This window comes from Streptomyces sp. NPDC088354 (genome assembly GCF_044753585.1).
In the GTDB taxonomy this organism is placed as follows: domain Bacteria; phylum Actinomycetota; class Actinomycetes; order Streptomycetales; family Streptomycetaceae; genus Actinacidiphila.
The window spans coordinates 353156-372494 of sequence record NZ_JBIVNJ010000004.1; the positions used below are offsets into that span (position 1 = coordinate 353156).

Annotated in this window: 18 protein-coding genes; 10 read left to right on the plus strand and 8 right to left on the minus strand. The window is 72.9% G+C overall.

Annotation, left to right across the window (positions count from 1 at the left end; translation table 11 throughout):
• Positions 1 to 50 precede the first annotated feature (50 nt).
• On the plus strand, positions 51 to 1430 hold the full coding sequence (locus ACIP98_RS09955) for a cysteine desulfurase/sulfurtransferase TusA family protein (RefSeq protein WP_401974779.1): 1380 nt from the start codon (positions 51 to 53) through the stop codon (positions 1428 to 1430).
• Positions 1431 to 1498: 68 nt separating this feature from the next.
• Here ACIP98_RS09955 and ACIP98_RS09960 read toward each other — a convergent pair whose 3' ends face one another.
• Entirely contained in the window at positions 1499 to 2473 is a 975-nt protein-coding gene (locus tag ACIP98_RS09960; RefSeq protein ID WP_319662139.1) for a carbohydrate kinase family protein, read from the minus strand.
• A 144-nt stretch (positions 2474 to 2617) separates the two neighbouring features.
• On the opposite strand from ACIP98_RS09960, the gene ACIP98_RS09965 reads away from it, so the two are divergent.
• Both ACIP98_RS09965 and ACIP98_RS09970 read left to right on the plus strand, forming a co-directional pair.
• Complete coding sequence (locus ACIP98_RS09965) at positions 2618 to 2821, plus strand: hypothetical protein (RefSeq protein ID WP_401974781.1); 204 nt, start codon at positions 2618 to 2620, stop codon at positions 2819 to 2821.
• 103 nt (positions 2822 to 2924) lie between these two features.
• Complete coding sequence (locus tag ACIP98_RS09970) at positions 2925 to 4295, plus strand: hypothetical protein (protein ID WP_401974783.1); 1371 nt, start codon at positions 2925 to 2927, stop codon at positions 4293 to 4295.
• Between the two features lie 76 nt (positions 4296 to 4371).
• Here ACIP98_RS09970 and ACIP98_RS09975 read toward each other — a convergent pair whose 3' ends face one another.
• Entirely contained in the window at positions 4372 to 4725 is a 354-nt protein-coding gene (locus ACIP98_RS09975) for an iron-sulfur cluster assembly accessory protein (protein ID WP_319662142.1), read from the minus strand.
• A 241-nt stretch (positions 4726 to 4966) separates the two neighbouring features.
• Between ACIP98_RS09975 and nadA the strand changes: the two genes are divergently transcribed.
• Both nadA and ACIP98_RS09985 read left to right on the plus strand, forming a co-directional pair.
• Complete coding sequence (gene nadA / locus ACIP98_RS09980; protein WP_319662143.1) at positions 4967 to 6154, plus strand: quinolinate synthase NadA; 1188 nt, start codon at positions 4967 to 4969, stop codon at positions 6152 to 6154.
• A 16-nt stretch (positions 6155 to 6170) separates the two neighbouring features.
• The gene (locus ACIP98_RS09985) at positions 6171 to 7055 is read left to right on the plus strand and encodes a GNAT family N-acetyltransferase (protein ID WP_401974787.1); all 885 of its coding nucleotides are present in this window, start codon (positions 6171 to 6173) and stop codon (positions 7053 to 7055) included.
• A 183-nt stretch (positions 7056 to 7238) separates the two neighbouring features.
• Here ACIP98_RS09985 and ACIP98_RS09990 read toward each other — a convergent pair whose 3' ends face one another.
• From ACIP98_RS09990 to ACIP98_RS10010, 5 genes are all read right to left on the minus strand, one after another.
• The gene (locus ACIP98_RS09990) at positions 7239 to 10379 is read right to left on the minus strand and encodes an efflux RND transporter permease subunit (RefSeq protein WP_319662145.1); all 3141 of its coding nucleotides are present in this window, start codon (positions 10377 to 10379) and stop codon (positions 7239 to 7241) included.
• A gap of 157 nt (positions 10380 to 10536) precedes the next feature.
• Positions 10537 to 11202, minus strand: a complete 666-nt coding sequence (locus tag ACIP98_RS09995) for a response regulator transcription factor (protein WP_319662146.1) — start codon at positions 11200 to 11202, stop codon at positions 10537 to 10539.
• A gap of 40 nt (positions 11203 to 11242) precedes the next feature.
• Positions 11243 to 12433, minus strand: a complete 1191-nt coding sequence (locus ACIP98_RS10000; RefSeq protein WP_319662272.1) for a histidine kinase — start codon at positions 12431 to 12433, stop codon at positions 11243 to 11245.
• 107 nt (positions 12434 to 12540) lie between these two features.
• The gene (locus ACIP98_RS10005; protein WP_319662147.1) at positions 12541 to 12843 is read right to left on the minus strand and encodes a hypothetical protein; all 303 of its coding nucleotides are present in this window, start codon (positions 12841 to 12843) and stop codon (positions 12541 to 12543) included.
• A gap of 78 nt (positions 12844 to 12921) precedes the next feature.
• Positions 12922 to 13719: a PspA/IM30 family protein gene (locus tag ACIP98_RS10010; RefSeq protein WP_401974791.1), complete on the minus strand. Its 798-nt coding sequence runs from the start codon at positions 13717 to 13719 to the stop codon at positions 12922 to 12924.
• 196 nt (positions 13720 to 13915) lie between these two features.
• On the opposite strand from ACIP98_RS10010, the gene ACIP98_RS10015 reads away from it, so the two are divergent.
• From ACIP98_RS10015 to ACIP98_RS10025, 3 genes are read left to right on the plus strand one after another with little or no spacing between them, the layout of a single operon-like run.
• On the plus strand, positions 13916 to 14509 hold the full coding sequence (locus ACIP98_RS10015) for a DUF3043 domain-containing protein (protein ID WP_401974793.1): 594 nt from the start codon (positions 13916 to 13918) through the stop codon (positions 14507 to 14509).
• Between the two features lie 47 nt (positions 14510 to 14556).
• Complete coding sequence (locus ACIP98_RS10020) at positions 14557 to 15306, plus strand: class I SAM-dependent methyltransferase (protein ID WP_401974842.1); 750 nt, start codon at positions 14557 to 14559, stop codon at positions 15304 to 15306.
• 49 nt (positions 15307 to 15355) lie between these two features.
• Entirely contained in the window at positions 15356 to 16447 is a 1092-nt protein-coding gene (locus tag ACIP98_RS10025) for a trypsin-like peptidase domain-containing protein (RefSeq protein WP_319662150.1), read from the plus strand.
• Positions 16448 to 16522: 75 nt separating this feature from the next.
• On the opposite strand, the gene ACIP98_RS10030 is transcribed toward ACIP98_RS10025, so the two are convergent.
• A complete protein-coding gene (locus tag ACIP98_RS10030; protein ID WP_319662151.1) occupies positions 16523 to 16729 on the minus strand; it encodes a hypothetical protein in 207 nt (68 codons plus the stop codon).
• 69 nt (positions 16730 to 16798) lie between these two features.
• Here ACIP98_RS10030 and ACIP98_RS10035 point away from each other — a divergent pair, with 69 nt between their 5' ends.
• Together ACIP98_RS10035 and cobT are read left to right on the plus strand one after the other, a co-directional pair.
• Positions 16799 to 18001, plus strand: a complete 1203-nt coding sequence (locus tag ACIP98_RS10035) for a bifunctional adenosylcobinamide kinase/adenosylcobinamide-phosphate guanylyltransferase (RefSeq protein WP_401974797.1) — start codon at positions 16799 to 16801, stop codon at positions 17999 to 18001.
• A gap of 40 nt (positions 18002 to 18041) precedes the next feature.
• The gene (cobT, locus tag ACIP98_RS10040) at positions 18042 to 19085 is read left to right on the plus strand and encodes a nicotinate-nucleotide--dimethylbenzimidazole phosphoribosyltransferase (protein WP_319662154.1); all 1044 of its coding nucleotides are present in this window, start codon (positions 18042 to 18044) and stop codon (positions 19083 to 19085) included.
• The last annotated feature ends 254 nt before the right edge of the window (positions 19086 to 19339 follow it).

A 19339-nucleotide genomic window follows, 5' to 3' on the forward strand; every position in this document is an offset into this window, starting at 1 on the left:
TGACGCAGGCCCAGAAGCCGTCGGGACCCACGGGGCGTACCGTGCGGGACGTGCCCTATTTCGATGCCGCATCCGCCGTTCCCCTGCATCCCGTCGCCCGTCAGGCCCTGCTCGCCGCCCTCGACGAGGGCTGGGCCGACCCCGCCCGGCTGTACCGGGAGGGGCGCCGGGCCCGACTGCTGCTGGACGCGGCGCGGGAGGCCGCGGCGGAGGCCGTGGGGTGCCGGCCGGACGAACTGGTTTTCACTCCTTCGGGGACACGCGCGGTCCACGCGGCGGTCTCCGGGGCATTGGCCGGACGGCGGCGGGTGGGGCGGCACGCGGTCGTCTCCGCGGTCGAGCACTCCTCCGTCCTGCACGCGGTGGAGGGCGGCCCGGTGACCGAGGTGGGGGTGGACCGCACCGGCCTGGTCGACGCCGCCGCCTTCGCGGAGGCGCTGCGGGAGGACACCGCGCTGGCCTGTCTCCAGTCCGCCAACCACGAGGTGGGCACGGTGCAGCCGGTCGCGGAGGTGGCGGAACGGTGCCGGGCGGCCGGGGTGCCGCTGCTGGTGGACGCCGCCCAGTCGCTGGGCTGGGGTCCGGTCGAGGGCCCCTGGTCCCTGCTGGCGGCGAGCGCGCACAAGTGGGGCGGGCCGTCCGGGGTCGGGCTGCTCGCGGTGCGCAAGGGCACCCGCTTCGCTCCCCAGGGACCCACGGACGAAAGGGAGTCCGGCCGCGCCCCCGGCTTCGAGAACCTCCCGGCCGTCGTCGCGGCGGCCGCCTCGCTGCGCGCGGTGCGCGCGGAGGCGGTCGCGGAGGCGGCACGTCTGTCGGCGCTGGTCGACCGGATCCGCGCCCGGGTGCCGGAGCTGGTGGCGGACGTCGAGGTCGTCGGGCACCCTTCGCTGCGACTGCCCAACGTCGTGACGTTCTCCTGCCTTTATGTCGACGGCGAGGCGCTGCTGCACGAACTCGACCGGGCGGGCTGGTCCGTCTCCTCCGGGTCGTCGTGCACGTCGAGCACCCTGACGCCCAGCCATGTCCTCAAGGCCATGGGCGTGCTGTCGGAGGGGAACGTCCGCGTGTCGCTGCCGTACGGCGCGGTGGCCGACGACGTCGAGGGCTTCCTGGAGACACTGCCCGGCGTCGTCCGGACCGTCCGCGAACGCCTCGGCGCCCCCGAGCCGTCGGCCCGGCCCACCGGCGGGGCGGGCGAGGGCCTGCCGGAGCTGGTGGTGGACTCCCTCGGCAAGCGGTGCCCGATCCCGGTCATCGAGCTGGCGAAGGTGATCGAGGACGTGCCGGTCGGCGGCATCGTCTCCGTCCTGTCCGACGACGAGGCCGCCCGGCTCGACATCCCCGCCTGGTGCGAGATGCGCGGCCAGGAGTACGCCGGTGCGCACGAGGCGCCGCGCGGCGTCGCCTACTGGGTGCGCCGGCTGTCCTGACCCCTCGCGCACCCGCGCCCCGCCGCCCCGGAAGGGCGGCGGGGCGCGAAGGAAACGGCGCGGCGAGGTCAGCGCAGGTGCGTGCGGACCTCGTCGGCGGCCTCGTCGCCGTAGGCCTTGGTGAAGCGGTCCATGAAGTGCGCCCGGCGCAGCTGGTACTCCTGGGTGCCGAGGGTCTCGATGACCAGGGTGGCGAGCATGCAGCCCACCTGCGCGGCGCGCTCGTGCCCGACGCCCCAGGCGAGACCGGACAGGAAGCCGGCACGGAAGGCGTCGCCCACGCCGGTGGGGTCGACCTTGGCCTCCTCCTCGGCGCATCCGACGACGATCGACTCCTCGCCGACCCGCTCGATGCGCACACCGCGGGACCCCAGGGTGGTGACCCGGGTGCCGACCCGGCCGAGGATCTCCTCCTCGGTCCAGCCGGTCTTGGACTCGATGAGGCCCTTCTCGTACTCGTTGGAGAAGAGATAGGCCGCGCCGTCCAGCAGTATCCGGATCTCGTCGCCGTTCATACGGGCGATCTGCTGCGAGAAGTCCGCGGCCCACGGGATGCCGCGGGAACGGCACTCCTCGGTGTGGCGGAGCATCGCCTCCGGGTCGTCGGCGCCGATGAGGACCAGGTCGAGGCCGCCGACGCGGGCGGCGACGGAGTGCAGCTCGATGAGGCGGGCCTCGCTCATCGCACCGGTGTAGAAGGAGCCGATCTGGTTGTGGTCGGCGTCGGTGGTGCAGACGAAGCGCGCGGTGTGCAGGACCTCGGAGATCCGCACCGACGCGGTGTCCACACCGTGCCGGTCCAGCCACGCCCGGTAGTCGTCGAAGTCGGAGCCGGCGGCCCCGACGAGCACGGGCCGTACACCCAGTTGGCCCATTCCGAAGCAGATGTTCGCGCCGACGCCTCCACGGCGCACGTCGAGGGTGTCGACCAGGAAGGAGAGGGAGACCGTGTGCAGCTGGTCCGCGACGAGCTGGTCGGCGAATCGGCCGGGGAAGGTCATCAGATGGTCGGTGGCGATGGAGCCGGTGACTGCGATACGCACGGCTGGGCTGCTCCTGCGGGGGGCGGACGTGGAAACGGGCAACGGAGCTGTCAACGCTACCGGGTGCACCGGTGAACGCCGACACGGAGAAACTACCCGATAGTAGGGCTTTCTCATGTGATTCAGGATGCCTAGGGTCGGCTTATGACCCCTTCCCTGCCCGCCGCCCCGCTCGGCGAACCTGAGACGCTCGCCGAGCTGCTCGGCGACTGCCGCAAGATGGCCCAGCACTGGGAGACCCCCGCCGCGACGGAGGTCTCACGGGTCGCCCCCTCCACCCTGCACGGCATCACGGTGCCCGAGGCGTCCGCGCACGTCGTCGAGGGCATGGCCGAGTACGGCGACTGATCGGAACCGCGACGCGCTCCGGCCCGTCCAAGTGACGTCCCGCTCCTGAGTCACAGGGGCGTCATCTGCTGTACCCCGTGGTACGGGAGCCGAAGGAGCCACCGTGGAGAGCGAGAGCGCGCCGCCGCGCCGCCGGCGCAGGCCGTCCTGGGCCGTCACCGCGGTCGCCGCGGCCGTGCTGGCCGCCGGGGGCGGCGGCGCCTACTGGGCGAGCGCCCAGGGCGGCACGCCCGGTACCCCCGCCGTCGCCGGGAACGGCGCCGGGAACGGGTCCCCAACGCCGCTGGAGCTCGACGGCGCCACGCACGGCCCGGTCGGCGACCCGGTCCTGAGGACCGACCTGCCCGCCGGTCCGTCGTCCGCCGCCCTTCAGCGCCCCGGCACGGTCTCCCGGTCCGCGGTGGAGAAGCTGGCACGCGCCCTGGGCATGTCCGGGACGGTCGGCTCCGACCACGGCGCGTGGAAGGCCGGCGGCACCCCGGACGGCGGCGGGCCCGCCCTGCGGGTGAACCAGCAGGCGCCCGGCGACTGGGCGTACTCCCGCTACACCACCGCCTCCCCGCCGAAGAAGCGCCTCCCCGCCCCGGGCGACCAGGCGGTGCCCGCCGACCGGGCGCTGCGCGAGGCGGCTCCCGTGCTCGCGGCACTCGGCCTGAAGGACGCCCGCACCGACGCCGGCGAGTCCGCGGGAGCCCTGCGCGAGGTCACCGCGGACCCGCGGGTCGCGGGCCTGCCGACGCACGGGTGGCGCACGGTGCTGACCGTGGGCCACGAGGGCGTGGTCACGGCGTACGGGTCGATGGCGCCGCTGACGCGGGGCGACACCTATCCCGTGGTGTCGGCCGAGGAGGCGCTGGAGCAGCTGCGGCGCTCCGGCACCGGCGGTGACCTGGGACTTCGCACCTGCCCGACGGTGGTCCCCAAGGAGTCCCGCGCACCCGGCGAGGACCCGGCGCTGCCGAGGCAGCTGCCGTGCCTGCCGTCCGGCCCCCGGGGCCAGGAGATCCGCAAGGCCGAGTTCGGGCTGTCGGCGCAGTTCGTGAGCGGGCGGCGGGCACTGGTCCCGTCGTGGCTGTTCACGCTGACGCAGCCCGGCGTGCGGGGCACCTCGGTGCTGGCGCAGCCCGCCGTGGACCCGGCGTACCTGCGCGGCCGCCCGTCACCCTCGACCGGGCCCGGGGCCCCCGGCCCGGGCACGGCGCCGCGGGCGGGGACGACGAAGGTGGAGTCGTACACCGTCGAGGGCTCGAAGCTGACCCTGCGCTTCTGGGGCGGCGTCTGCAGCAGCTACGCGGCGACCGCCGACGGCTCGGGCCGGGTGGTGGAGGTGCGCGTCACCTCGGTGGAGAAGAACCCCGGCGCGGCCTGCATCATGATCGCCAAGAAGTTCACCCGCACGGTCTCCCTGGACCGGCCGCTCGGCGACCGGAAGGTCGTGGACCTCTCCGACGGCAGCACCGTGCCGCACACCTGATCCCGCACAACGCCGGAGGCGGCGGACACCGTTCGGTGTCCGCCGCCTCCGTGTGCGTGCGCGTCCGCGCCGGGACTCAGTGGAAGGAGTCGCCGCAGGCGCAGGAGCCGGTCGCGTTCGGGTTGTCGATCGTGAAGCCCTGCTTCTCGATCGTGTCCACAAAGTCGATCGAGGCGCCGCCGAGGTACGGGGCGCTCATGCGGTCGGTAACGACCTTGACGCCGCCGAAGTCCTTCACGACGTCGCCGTCGAGCGCGCGCTCGTCGAAGAACAGCTGATAGCGAAGACCGGAGCAGCCGCCCGGCTGGACGGCGACGCGCAGCGCGAGGTCTTCGCGGCCTTCCTGCTCGAGCAGGCTCTTGACCTTGGAGGCCGCTGCGTCGGACAGCAGGATGCCCTCGCTCTGGCTGGTCTCGTCCTGAACCGTCATCTGATCACTCCCGGGTTGTACGGACTGCTGCCACGACGGTCAACCGGTGGCTTCCCGGATTCATTCCTCCGGGTCCGACCGTCTTTCGCGTCATCCATGCTCGCACACCGACGCTGCTCCGGGTAATGCGTCACAGTGACGCGATGCCCATCGTCATCCTGACGCGAACGGGTTATGATAGATAGCGTCAAATAGACGAAAAGGTTGAGCCGCAGTTCCGCAGAGAAAGGGCTCCGGGCCCGTGACCACCACCACCGAACCGCTGGACGTCCAGCCGACCCCGCTCGCGCTGCTTCTCCTGGGCCGCGAGTCCGACCCCCGCAGCGAGCGCGGTGTGGACTGTCCCGGCGACCTGCCTGCCGCCTCCGACCCGGACCTGGTGGAACGGGCCCGCGCCGCCAAGGAGAAACTCGGCGACAAGGTCTTCGTCCTGGGCCACCACTACCAGCGCGACGAGGTCATCCAGTTCGCCGACGTGACCGGCGACTCCTTCAAGCTGGCGCGCGACGCCGCCGCCCGGCCCGAGGCCGAGTACATCGTCTTCTGCGGTGTGCACTTCATGGCCGAGTCCGCGGACATCCTGACCTCCGAGGACCAGGCGGTGATCCTCCCCGACCTGGCCGCCGGCTGCTCGATGGCCGACATGGCCACCGCCGAGCAGGTCGCCGAGTGCTGGGACGTGCTCACCGAGGCCGGCGTCGCCGACGTCACCGTGCCCGTCTCGTACATGAACTCCTCCGCCGACATCAAGGCGTTCACCGGCCGGCACGGCGGCACGATCTGCACCTCCAGCAACGCCAAGCGCGCCCTGGAGTGGGCCTTCGAGCAGGGCGAGGGCCGGGAGAACAAGGTGCTCTTCCTCCCCGACCAGCACCTCGGCCGCAACACCGCCGTCCGCGACATGGGCTTCTCCCTGGAGGACTGCGTCGTCTACAACCCGCACAAGCCGAACGGCGGGCTCACCACGGAGCAGCTGCGCGACGCCAGGATGATCCTGTGGCGCGGCCACTGCTCGGTGCACGGCCGCTTCTCGCTGGAGTCGGTCGAGGACGTCCGCGCCCGCATCCCCGGCGTCAACGTCCTGGTGCACCCCGAGTGCAAGCACGAGGTCGTGGCCGCGGCCGACCAGGTCGGCTCGACCGAGTACATCATCAAGGCGCTGGAGGCGGCCCCGGCCGGCTCCTCGTGGGCGATCGGCACCGAGCTCAACCTCGTGCGCCGGCTGGCCAAGGCGCACCCGGACAAGCAGATCGTCTTCCTCGACAAGACCGTCTGCTTCTGCTCGACCATGAACCGGATCGACCTGCCGCACCTGGTGTGGACGTTGGAGTCGCTGGCCGACGGCAAGGTCGTCAACCGCATCCAAGTCGACGAGGAGACCGAGCACTTCGCCAAGCTCGCGCTGGAGCGGATGCTCGCCCTGCCGTAGCGGGCAGGATGGGCGCATGATCCTTCGCCCCCTCCGTGACTCCGACGAGGACGCCGACGCGATAGCGGTCGTGGCCGCCGCCGCCTTCGGCGCTTCCGACGCCCTGCCCGGCAGCGGCCCGCCCGAGGGGATGCCTCCCGAGCGGGCCGCTCTGCTGCGCCGCCGCAACCGGCACGTCGCGCGGACCGACCCCGGTGGCTGCTGGCTGGCCGTGGACGAGACCTCCGGCATGCCCCTGGGCGTCTCCATGTCGACGCGCCGCGAGGGGACATGGGGCCTGTCGCTGTTCGCCGTGCTGCCGTCCGCGCAGCGGCAGGGGGTCGGACGCGAACTGCTCGCGGCCGCCCTGGCCTACGGGCGCGGCTGCCTGCGCGGCATCATCTGCAGTTCCCCCGACGCGCGGGCGGCGGCGACCTACCGCCGGGCGGGCTTCGCGCTGCACCCGGCGATGCGCCTGGAGGGTGCCGTCCGCAAGGGCGACCTGCCGGCGCCGGACGGGGCGGTGCACGAGGGGTCGGCCGAGCACCGCGACATGATGGACTCCGTGGACCGGCGCACCCGGGGCGGCGCGCACGGTCCCGACCACGACCAACTGCTCACCGAGAGCGGCCTGCTGGTGGTCGACGACCTCGCCGGAAGCGGCTACTGCTACGTCGGTGAGGACGGGTATGTACGGCTGCTCGCCGCCACGTCGCGCAGGCTGGCGACCCGGCTGCTCACGGCCGCGCTGCTGAGCCTGCCCGAGGGCACCCCGGCACGGGTCGGCAATCTGACGGCCGAGCAGCAGTGGGCGGTGGACGTCGGCCTGACCGCGGGCCTGGAACTGAGCACGTCCGGCTGGATCTGCCTGCGCGGGATGCGGCCGCCGGAGCCGTACATCCCCTCGGGCTTCTTCCTGTGAGAGCCGAACGCGGCCGCAACGGGCTCACGACAGGCGGACAACAGACGGACAACAGGCAGAGGGGCCGGGGGGGGGGGGCCCCGGCCCCCCCGCCGGCCCGCCCCGCGCAAACCGGGGAGAACCAGGGAGGGGCCTGGGGCGTTCGCCCCTGGCCCCTCTGCCGTCAGGCCCTGCTCAAGGCTGTCAGACCTTGGTCAGCTCGGGCGTCGGCTCGGCCTCGCCCGCGCCGGAACCGCCCGCCTTCGCGGCCCGCTTGAGCGCCTTGCGCTTGGCCCGCCGCTCCTTGCGGAGCTCGACCATCGTGTAGAGGGTCGGCACGAGCAGCAGCGTGAGCAGCGTCGACGTCAGCAGACCGCCGATGACGACCACGGCGAGCGGCTGGGCGATGAAGCCGCCCTCACCGGTGACCCCGAGGGCCATCGGCAGCAGCGCGAAGATGGTCGCCAGCGCCGTCATCAGGATCGGCCGCAGACGGTGCCGGCCGCCCTCGATGACCGCCTCCACCACGCCGTAACCCTGCGCGCGGTACTGGTTGATGAGGTCCATCAGCACGATCGCGTTGGTCACCACGACGCCGATGAGCATCAGCATGCCGATCAGTGCCGGCACACCCAGGGGGGTGCCGGTGATGAGCAGCAGGCCGATGGCGCCGGTCGAGGCGAACGGGATGGACACCAGCAGCACCAGCGGCTGGACCAGGCTGCGGAACGTGCCGACCAGCAGCATGAAGACGATGGCGACGGCGGCGAGCATCGCCAGCGCGAGCCCCGAGAAGGCGTCGCCCTGGTCCGAGGAGACGCCGCCGATCTCGGCCGTCGCCCCCTTGGGGAGGTGGAGCGACTTGATCTTCTTCTGCAGGGCGGTGCTGACGGCGCCGGTGTTGTCGGCGGTCGGCGTCGCCGTGATCGTCGCCGCCCGAGCGCCGTCGATCCGGGTCTTCTGCACCGGCCCGGGGGCCTCCACCACGTCGGCGACCTTGCCCAGCTTCACCGGGCCCACGGGGGTCTCGATGGTGAGCGCCTTGAGCCCGGCGAGGGTCGTGGCGCCCTGCTCGGAGGTGACCCGCACATCGCGCTCGGTGTCGTCCAGCACCGCCTTGCCGACGGTCGTGCCGTGCACGGCCTGGGTGACGGCGGCACCGATGGTGGTGTCGTTGAGGCCGTACTTCGCAGCCTCGGCCTGCTTGGCGTGGACCTCGATCCGGGGCACGGACTGCGCGAGGTCGCTGGTGACGTCGGTGACGTCGTCCAGTCCGGCCACGGCGTCGCGGACCTGGTCGGCGGCCTTGGCGAGGGTGTCGCCGTCGGCGGCCTTCACCACGACCGACAGGTTCTGGCTGCCGAAGCCGCCGCCCGCGGAGACCGAGGTGGTGCCGACGCCGTCGAGCGTCTTCAGGCCGGCGCGGATCTTGTCCAGGGCGGCGGCGGTGTCGCCGGCGTCCTTCAGACGGACCTGGAAGCTGGCCTGGTTGGCGCCGGTACCGCCGCCGAAGGCCGCCAGGAAGCCGGAGGAACCGACGGTGACCTGGTAGTCCTTGACCTCGTCGATGCTTCCCAGCAGCTTCTCGACCTTGCCGGCCGCGGCGTCGGAGGTCTTCAGGCCGGTGCCCGGCGCGAGTTGCTGCTTGACCGTCAGGGTGTCCTGGTCGCCCTGGTCGAAGAAGTTCGTCTTCAGCAGCGGGACCAGGCCGAAGGTGCAGAACAGCACCGCGACCGCGATCACGACGCTGGTGATGCGGCGGCGCGTGGCGAAGCGCAGCACCGGGACGTACAGCCGCTGCAGCAGGCTGCCGGCCTCCTTCGCCTCCGCCGCCCGGCGGATCTCGTCCGGGTCCACGGTGCCGGCGTCGGCCGGGGGCTTGAGGAACCAGTACGAGAACACCGGCACCACCGTCAGCGAGACCAGCAGCGAGGAGAGCAGCGCGGCCGCCACGGTCAGCGAGAAGGAACCGAACAGCGCCCCGACCAGGCCGCCGACCAGTCCGATCGGCAGGAAGACCGCGACCGTGGTGAGCGTGGACGCGGTGACCGCGCCGGAGACCTCGCGCACGGCGGTGATGATCGCCGAGTGCTTCTCCTCGCCGTAGGCCAGGTGCCGCTTGATGTTCTCCAGCACCACGATGGAGTCGTCGACGACCCGGCCGATGGCGATCGTCAGCGCGCCCAGCGTGAGGACGTTGAGGGACAGGTCGCGGGTCCACAGCACGATCAGCGTCAGCACGACCGACAGCGGGATGGAGAGCGCGGTCACCAGCGTCGAGCGCAGCGACGCCAGGAAGACCAGGATGACCAGGACCGCGAAGAGCAGGCCCAGCAGGCCCTCGGTGGTCAGGCCGTGGATCGACTTGGAGACCGCAGGACCCTGGTCGCTGACGACGGTGAGCTTCGCGCCCTTGCCGAGGTCCCGCTCCATGTCCGCCAGCTTGTCCTTGACCGCCGTGGAGACCGCGACGGCGCTGCCGTCCTGGGTCATGGTGACGGCGATGCCGAGGCTCGGCTCGCCGTCGGTGCGCGTGATGGAGTCGGTGGCGTCCGGCGCCTCGACGACGGTGGCGATGTCACCGAGCCGCACGGGCTTGGCGCCCGCCGGGACGCGCAGGTCCTTGATCTCGTCCAGCGAGGCGTACTCGCCGCCGACCTGGACGGTACGGCTCTTGCCGTTCTCGTCGAAGGAACCGGCGGGCACCGGGTGGCCGCCGGCCTGCAGCGCCTGCACCACGGCGGCCGCGCCGATCCCGGCCCTGGCGAGCTTCGCGTCGTCCGGGGTGACCGTGACGACCTGGTCCTGGACGCCGGTGACGGTGACCTGGCCGACGCCGTCGATGTCCTGCAGCACCGGGACCACCGAGCGGTCCAGGCCGTCGGCGAGCGCCTGCTGGTCCAGTCCGGTGGAGGTCGCGGCGAGCACGACGGTCGGGATGTCGTCGGTCGAGCCGGCCACGACCTGCGGGTCCGCGGCCTCCGGCAGACGCGAGGAGACCCGGTTCACTGCCTGCTGGACGTTGGCCACCAGCTTGTCGCTGTCGTTGCCGTAGTCGAACTGGGCCATGATCACGGCCGAGCCCTCGCTGGCCGTCGAGGTGATGCCGGTGATCCCGTCGACACCCTTGATGCCGTCCTCGATCGGCTCGACGACCTGCTTCTCGACGACATCGGGCGAGGCACCCTGGAAGGTCGTGATCACCGAGACGATGGGCAGGTCGATGGAGGGCAGCAGCTGCTGCTTGAGCGAAGGTATCGCGATCGCGCCGAATACGACGGCGACCACGGCCATGAGCGCGATCAGGGCGCGCTGGGCGAGGCTGATTCTGGACAGCCAGGACATCGTGGTGCGGTCTCTTCTCTGGGTCAGAGGATGCGGATTCAGATATCGGTCGTCGGACCACCCCAGCTTCTCCTGTCGGGGAGGGGGGTTTTCTCACTCCGAGGTCGTGGTGTGCGGCGGCCGCGTACTGCGGCTGCGGTACGGCGCCGGGCGTAGTTCAGCGCCCGGCCGGGCGCACCAGGCCGGACTCGTACGCCGCCACGACCAGCTGAGCGCGGTCGCGGGCGCCCAGCTTGGCCATGGTGCGGTTCACATGGGTCTTGACGGTGAGCGGGCTCACGCCGAGGCGTTCGGCGATCTCGTCGTTCGGCAGGCCCATCGCGACCTCGATCAGCACCTCGCGCTCGCGGGCGGTGAGCGCGTCGAGCTCGGGGGCGGGACGGGACGGTGTGCCGGCCTGCGCCAGGAACTGCCCGATCAGGCTCTTCGTCGCGGACGGCGACAGCAGCGCGTCCCCGGCGGCGACGGTGCGGATCGCGCCCAGCAGCTCGTCGGGCTCGGCGCCCTTGCCGAGGAATCCGGCGGCGCCGGCGCGCAGCGCCTGGGCCACGTACTCGTCGGCCTCGAAGGTGGTGAGGACCAGCACCGCCACTCCCGCCAGGTCCTCGTCGCCGGTGATCGCCCGGGTCGCGGCCAGGCCGTCCGTGCCGGGCATCCGGATGTCCATGAGCACGACGTCGGCCCGAGTGCTGCGGGCCATCGCGATCGCCTCGGCGCCGTCGGAGGCCTCCCCGACGACCTCCATGTCCGGCTCGGACTCCACGAGGACGCGGAACGCGCCCCGCAGCAGCGCCTGGTCGTCGGCGAGCAGCACCCTGATCATGGGGGCATCCTCCCACTGCCGCCGGGTGCCCGTGCCGCCCTCAGGCGGTCACCGCCAGCGGAAGCCGGGCGTGCACACGGAACCCGCCGTCCGGACACGGACCCGCCTCGCAGGTGCCGCCGAGGGCCGCGGCGCGTTCCCGCATGCCGATGAGGCCGTGGCCGCCGCCGGGGGCGGCGGGGGCCGGGACGGCGGCGTCGGGGCGGCCGCCGCGGTCCACGACGGTGACCTCCAGGGCCCCGGCGGCGCGGGCGATCCGCACTTCGGCACGGGCGCCCCGGCCGGCGTGCTTGTGGACGTTGGTCAGTGACTCCTGGATCAGCCGGTAGGCGGTCAGGTCGACGGTCGCGGGCAGCGTGCCGGCGCCGTCCTCGGCGACGTCGACCGGCAGTCCGGCCCGCCGGAAGCCCTCGACGAGCTGGTCCAGGACGCCGAGTCCCGGCGCGGGTTCCATGGGCGCCGCGGGATCGCCGGACTGGCGGAGCAGTCCCACGGTGGCGCGCAGCTCGTCCAGGGCGGAACGGCTGGCCTCGCGGACGTGGGCCAGGGCCTGCTTGGCCTGGTCGGGCCGGGTGTCCATGACGTGGGCGGCGACGCCGGCCTGGACGTTGACCAGGGCGATGTGATGGGCGACCACGTCGTGCAGCTCGCGGGCGATGCGCATGCGCTCCTCCGCGACCCGCCGCTTGGCCTCCTCCTCCCGGGTCCGCTCCGCGCGCTCGGCCCGCTCCTCGACGGCGACGATGTAGGCGCGCCGGCTGCGGGTGGCCTCACCGGCCGCGGCGGCCATGCCGGACCAGGCGAACAGGGCGATGTTCTCGGCGGAGTACCAGGGCCTGGCCCCGAAGAGCATGGCGACCACGGTCAGCACCAGGCAGGAGGCGAGCCCGATGCGGAAGGTGGTGGCGCGATCGGTGCGGGCGGAGGCCGAGTACAGCGCGACGATGACGGCGCCGGCCACCGGGCCCCGGCTGTCGCCGCTCGCGGTGAGCAGGTAGACGACGGTGACCGCGCCGGTGAACACCAGCACGCCCAGCGGGCTGCGGCGGCGCAGCAGCAGAGCGGCGCAGGCGACGACGCTGAGCACGATGTCGGTGACGGAGGTGTCGTACCGCTCCGCGTGCGGCCCGATGAACATGTTGCCGAGGATGATCGCCAGAACCGCGGCCGCCAGCCCGGCGTCGAGGGCGACGGGGTGGGCCGTCGGCCACAGGCGGGCCCGGTCCCGCATGGAACGATGCTGCACGCTGCCCAACGGTACGGGCCCCGCGGAACGACCGTGCCCCGGTCCGGTGCGGAACCGGGGCCGGGGCACGGTCGGGTGCGCTGGTGCGTCGGTCAGCCGGGGATCAGTCCTCCCCCGGACTCCGTCTGGGGGGACCCCCAGCGGAGCATGGCCCGGACCTCCTCCAAGGTGGCGTCCGGGCCGGGCAGGATCAGCTCGGACGGCTCCAGGGAGTCGTCCGGAAGCGGTGTGCCGAGCCTGCGGACCGCGTCGAGGAGCGCGGTCAGCGTGCGCCGGAACGCGGTCTCGTCGCCCTTCTCCATCCCGGCCAGGAGCTCGTCGTCGAGCCTGTTGAGTTCGGCGAGGTGGCTCGCGTCCACCGTCACCTGGCCCTCGCCCATGATCCTCACGATCACGACGCCCTCCTCAGGGGTGCCTCGACGCTTCTTCCCTCTGCCGGTCCGTGCTCGCCACTGCTCGTTACTGCTTGCTTGCTACTGCTTGTCGAAACGCGGCTGGTCCTGGGGCTGCGCCTGCTGCTGGCGCGGCTGACCGGGCTGCCCGCTCTCGAGGGCCTGCTGCGGGGAACCCCCGGCGAGCTCGGCCTTCATGCGCTGCAGTTCCAGCTCCACGTCGCTGCCGCCGGAGAGCCGGTCCAGCTCGGCCTGGATGTCGTCCTTGGCGATGCCGGTCGGGTCGTCCAGCGCGCCCGATGCCAGGAGCTCGTCCAGGGCCCCCGCGCGGGCGCGCAGCTGCTCGGTCTTGTCCTCGGCCCGCTGGATCGCCAGGCCGACGTCGCCCATCTCCTCGGAGATGCCGGAGAAGGCCTCGCCGATCTGGGTCTGGGCCTTGGCGGCGCTGTAGGTGGCCTTGATGGTCTCCTTCTTGGTGCGGAAGGCGTCCACCTTGGCCTGCAGCCGCTGGGCGGCGAGGGTGAGCTTCTCCTCCTCGCCCTGCAGCGTCTGGTGCTGCGTCTCCAGGTCGGTGACCTGCTGCTGCAGCGCGGCCCGGCGCGAGAGCGCCTCGCGGGCCAGGTCCTCACGGCCCAGGGCGAGCGCTTTGCGGCCCTGGTCCTCGTACTTCGCGGACTGCTGCTGCAGCTGGTTCAGCTGCAGCTCCAGGCGCTTGCGGGACGTCGCGACGTCCGCCACTCCCCGGCGCACCTTCTGCAGCAGCTCCAGCTGCTTCTGGTACGAGTAGTCGAGGGTCTCGCGCGGATCCTCGGCCCGGTCAAGGGCCTTGTTGGCCTTCGCGCGGAAGATCATCCCCATCCGCTTCATGACACCGCTCATGGGCCTCGCGCGCCCCCTTCAGTCGGCTGGCCGGCACACCATCTACAGACCCCACAGTACGGGGCGTGGTTCCATTACCCCACTGTTCTGCTGCGGAAGCGCTCATCCTTGAGAACGATCACAGTTCGGTGACCTCAGGCCCAGGGAGTAGGTGAGGGGCTGGGGGTCCGGTCGGCGACCACGTAACCTTGGTGTTGTGTTCCGACGTCGTTCTCAAGATGAGCAGGCCTCAGCCACCACGGTGGTCGAGGACCGGCAGACCCGTGACCCGCAGGCCCCCAAGGGCCGTCCTACCCCCAAGCGCAGCGAGGCCCAGACGCAGCGGCGCAAGGTCGTGACCGCGCCCGGCGACCGCAAGGCGGCGGCCAGGCAGGCGCGCGACGCGCGCCGCGCGGACATGTCCAAGCAGCGCGAGGCGCTGATGAACGGCGACGAGCGCTACCTGCCCGTGCGTGACAAGGGCCCGGTGCGCAAGTTCGCCCGCGACTACGTGGACTCCCGCTTCCGCGCCGCCGAGTTCTTCCTGCCGATGGCCGTGGTCATCCTCGTGCTGAGCATCGTGCAGAACGAGGCGCTCAAGCAGCTCTCGCTGCTGCTGTGGCTGGTGGTGATCGTGGTGATCGTCGTCGACTCGGCCGTCTCCGCCTTCCTCCTGCGCCGCGAACTGGCCAAGCGCTTCCCCGGCCAGAACACCCGGGGCGCCGTTCCCTACGCGTTGATGCGGTCCCTCCAGATGCGCCGCCTGCGCCTGCCCAAGCCGCAGGTCAAGCGCGGCACGAAGCAGCTCTGAGCGCGGACGGCGGGTTCGCCTCCGTCGCCGGCCGCTGGCTGGACGGGCTGGGCGGACTCCGGAACACAGTGCGCCAGGAGCTGGTGGCCCGCCAGCTCGACGAGCAGATCACCGCCCGCTTCCCGGTGGGCCGCCGGCTGCGCGTCCTCGACGTCGGCCCCGGCCAGGGGACCCAGGCCCTGCGGCTGGCGCGCGCCGGCCACCTCGTCACCGGCCTGGAGGCCGATCCGGCGATGGCGGGCACGCTGCGCGCGGCGCTGGCCACCGAGCCCGAGGGCATACGCGAGCGCGTCACCCTGGTCGAGGGCGACGGCCGGGAGACCGGCCGGTACTTCGGGCCCGGCAGCTTCGACGTGGTGCTCTGCCACGGGGTGCTCATGTACGTGCCCGAGCCCGACCCGATGCTCGCCGGGCTGGCCCGCGTACTGGCTCCGGGCGGGCTGCTCTCCCTGCTGGTGCGCAACGCCGACGCGCTGGCGATGCGCCCCGCGCTGCAGGGCGACTGGACGACCGCGCTGGCCGCGCTCTCGGGCGGCGGCACCACGTACACCAACCGGCTGGGAGTGACCGCCCGCGCCGACCGGCTCGCGGCACTCACCACCACCCTGAACGGCATCGGCGCTCCGCTGCACGCCTGGTACGGAGTGCGGATCTTCACCGACACCGCCCCGGACGGTGACGACGCCGTGCCCGCCGAGGTGCCGGAGGAACTGCTCGCCGCGGAGGAGCTCGCCGGGCGCACCGATCCGTACCGTTCGGTGGCGGCACTGCTGCATCTGTGCGGCGTCCGGGACTGACCGGGGCGGGCTACACGCCACAGAGTGTGCCGAAAGCGACACTTCCGGCATGACCGATTCCATGCCGACCTCCCGACGGACGCTCGGGGCCTTGTGCGCGGCGACCGCGACGCTGCTGATGCTCGCCGGATGCACCTCCGGCTCCCCCTCCTCCCCCCAGTCCCCCGCGGCGAAGACGTCCGCGGCGCCGGAGGTCTCGGAGGCGACCGGCGCCCGCGAGCTGCAGGACAACTACCAGGACGTGGTCCGGAACGTGCTGCCCTCGGTCGTGCAGATCACGACGTCCGAGGAGCTCGGTTCCGGCATCGTCTACGACACCAAGGGCCACATCGTCACCAACGCCCATGTCGTCGGGAAGAACACCACCTTCCAGGTGACGCTGGCCAACGACAACGAGCCGCAGAAGGCCACGCTGGTGGCGAGCTACCCGGAGCAGGACCTCGCGGTGATCGCCCTGGAGAAGCCGCCGTCGGGGCTGCGCGCGGCACGCTTCGCGGACTCGTCCAAGGTCGAGGTGGGGCAGATCGCGCTCGCCATGGGCAGCCCGCTGGGGCTCAGCGGCAGCGTCACCCAGGGCATCGTCTCCGCCCTCGGCCGCACCGTCACCGAGACGGCGTCCGGCGGCACCCCCGGGGCCACCATCGCCAACCTGGTGCAGACCTCCGCGCCCATCAACCCGGGCAACAGCGGCGGGGCGCTGGTCAACCTGTCCGGCGAGATCATCGGCATCCCCACCCTCGGCGCGATCAACCCGTCCTCCGGGAACGGGAACAACTCGGCGCCGGGCATCGGCTTCGCGATCCCCTCCTCGACGATCACCCGTATCGCCGATCAGATCATCAAGGACGGCAAGGTCACCTCGTCCGGGCGGGCCGCCCTCGGCGTCACCGGCCGCACCGTGCTCGGGCCGGACTTCAGCCCGGCCGGCGTCGCCGTCATCTCCGTCGTCCGGGGCGGCCCGGCCGCCAAGGCGGGCATCGAGCCCGGCGACATCATCATCGGCGTCGGCAACACCCAGATCCAGACCTCCCAGGCGCTCTCCGAGGCGCTGGCCCCCTCCGCCCCGGGCAAGAAGGTGGACGTCACCTTTGTGCGCGACGGCAACGAGAAGACGGTCAGTGTGACCCTGGGCGAGCTCTAGAACCCCGCCCGGCGGAACACCCGGTGTGGAGGGCGCCGCACGGCGCCCTCCACACCGCGGAGACGGCGGCGCGGGCTACTCGTCGCCGTGCAGGCTCATGGGGCCGTAGATCTTGGTGGAGTCCTCGAAGAGGACGACCTGGTCGGCGCCGCCCTGGAGCAGGTCCTTCCAGACCTCGCCGATCCAGGACTCGGCGTCGCCCTGTGTGGTGAACTCCTCGGGCTCGACCGCGGGTACGACCTCCGTGCCGTCGGTCTTCTCGAAACGCCAGGTCCACGCCATGTCCGTCTCCTCGTCCCTCGGGGTGCCTGCCCGGCAGCGTAGCGTGCGCGGACGCGAAAGAATCGGGACGTGGAACTGACACTTCTCGGCACCGGGGGCCCCGAGGGCCTGCCGCTGCCCGGCTGCCCGTGCGCGGCGTGCGCGGTGGCGGTGGGCGAACGGGCGCGGGCGGCGACCTCCCTCCTCGTGGACGGGGTGCTGCTGCTGGACCTCACGCCCGGCGTGGCGCTGGCGGCCGCCCGGTCGGGGCATTCGCTGGCCGGTGTGCGGCAGGTGCTGCTGTCCCATCCGCACGACGGACCGGCGGTGGAGATCCCCGCGGGTCTGCCGGCCCCGGCGCGGCTGCCCGCCGGGCAGGAGATGACGCTGCCGACGCGGCACCGGATCCGGTCGGTGCCGGTGGACGCGCCCGGGGCCGGGTACGAGGTGGTGGCGCCGACGGGCGAACGGCTGCTGTACCTGCCGCCGGAGTGCGGCCCAGCCGGGCTCGCGGAGGCGGAACGCCCGTACGGGACGGTGCTGCTGGACGTCGTGGCGCGGCCCGACGCGCTGGCCCGGCTGCGCGCCGCGGGAGCCGTCACCGGCACGACGGACGTGATCGCCGTGCACCTCGACCACGCGGTGCACCCCGGCCCGGAGACGCGCCGCCGGCTGGCCGCGCTGGGCGCACGCGCCGTGCCGGACGGGACGACGCTGACCGTCGGCGACTTCCACGAGGTACCGGACCTGCCGCGCCGCACCCTCGTCCTGGGCGGGGCCCGTTCTGGCAAGTCGGCGGAGGCCGAGCGACGGCTGTCGGCCTTCCCGGAGGTGCTGTACGTCGCCACCGGCGGGACCCGGGACGAGGACCCGGAGTGGGCGCGGCGCGTGGCGCTGCACCGGGAGCGGCGGCCGGGCGGCTGGCAGACGCTGGAGACCTGCGACCTGGTGCCGCTGCTCGGGCGGGACGGGGGCCCGGCGCTGCTGGTCGACTGCCTGTCGCTCTGGCTGACGCACGCGATGGACGAGGTCGGCGCCTGGTCCGACGCGAGCTGGGCGGACGGCGGCGAGCGCGAACTGCGCCGTCGTGTGGAGGCGTTGACGGCGGCTTGGCGCGCCACCCGGCGGACCGTGGTCGCCGTCAGCAACGAGGTGGGTTCCGGCGTGGTCCCGGCCACGGCGAGCGGGCGCCGTTTCCGGGACGAACTGGGGCGGCTGAACGCGATGGTGGCCGGCGAGTCGGAGCACGTGCTGCTGGTCGTGGCCGGACAGACGCTGACGCTGCGGGGCTGACCTCGGCGCGGGGCGCGGTGGAACGGTAGTGTTCGATCCCGTGAGCGGCCTGAATCTCGATGACTTCGCCTCCCGCGTGGAGCGCCCGGACGCCGGCGTACGCCGTGACGCGCACGACCGCTGGCAGCGGCTGGTGCGACCGGCCGGGGCGCTGGGCAACCTGGCCGAACTCGCGGAGTGGCTCTCCGCGGCGCAGAGCGCGGCCGTCGTGCGGCCGATCGAACGCCCCAAGGCGGTGCTGTTCGCGGCCGACCACGGGGTGGCGGCGCTGAAGGTGTCGGCGCGCCCGGCGGGCACCGCCGTGGAGCTGGTCCGCGCGGTCCTGGACGGGGCGTCGCCGGTGAACGTGCTGGCGCGTCAGTACGGCGCGGTGGTCCGGGTGGTGGACGTCGGTGTGGACACCCCCGCCGAGGAACTGCCCGCCGAGGTCACGGCGCACCGGGTGCGGCGCGGCTCGGGCCGGATCGACGTCGAGGACGCGCTGACGGCCGAGGAGGCCGAGGCCGCGTTCCGCGCGGGCATGGCGGTCGCCGACGAGGAGGCGGACTCCGGCACCGACCTGGTCCTGCTCGGCGATCTGAGCGTCGGCGGCACCACGGTCGCCGGGGTGCTCATCGCCGCGCTCTGCGGCACGGACGCGTCCGTGGTGACGGGCCGCGGCTCCGGCATCGACGACGTGGCCTGGATGCGCAAGTGCGCGGCGATCCGGGACGCGCTGCGCCGGGCGCGGCCGGTCCTGGGCGACCAGTTGGAGCTGCTGGCCGCGGTGGGCGGCGCCGACGTGGCCGCGATCACCGGCTTCCTGCTGCAGGCGGCGGTGCGCAAGCTGCCCGTGGTCCTGGACGGCGTGGTGTCGGCGGCGTGCGCGCTCGTCGCGCAGCGCATCGCCTTCCGTGCGCCGGACTGGTGGCTGGCCGGGCAGGCGAGCGGCGAACCGGGCCAGGCCAAGGCACTGGACCGGCTGTCGATCGAACCGCAGCTGGACCTGAAGGTGACGGCCGGCGAGGGCACGGGGGCGCTGCTCGTACTGCCGCTGCTCAAGGCCGCCGCGGCACTCTCCGCCGAACTGCCCGAACGCGCCTGAGGCCTGACGGCCTCGGCGGCCCCTTAAGGTGACCGGCACGACCGGCCGGCCGACCGCGACGCGCACGCTCGTCGCGCAGCGCATCGCCCTCCGCACGCCGGACTGGCACCCGGCCGGGCAGGCGAGCGGCGAACCGCGCCAGGCCAAGACACCCGACCCGAGGTGACGGCCCGCAAGGGCACGAGCGCGTCTTGAGGCCTGACCGCCTCGCCGGACCCTCAGCGTGACCGCACGACCGGCCGGCCGTACGCGGC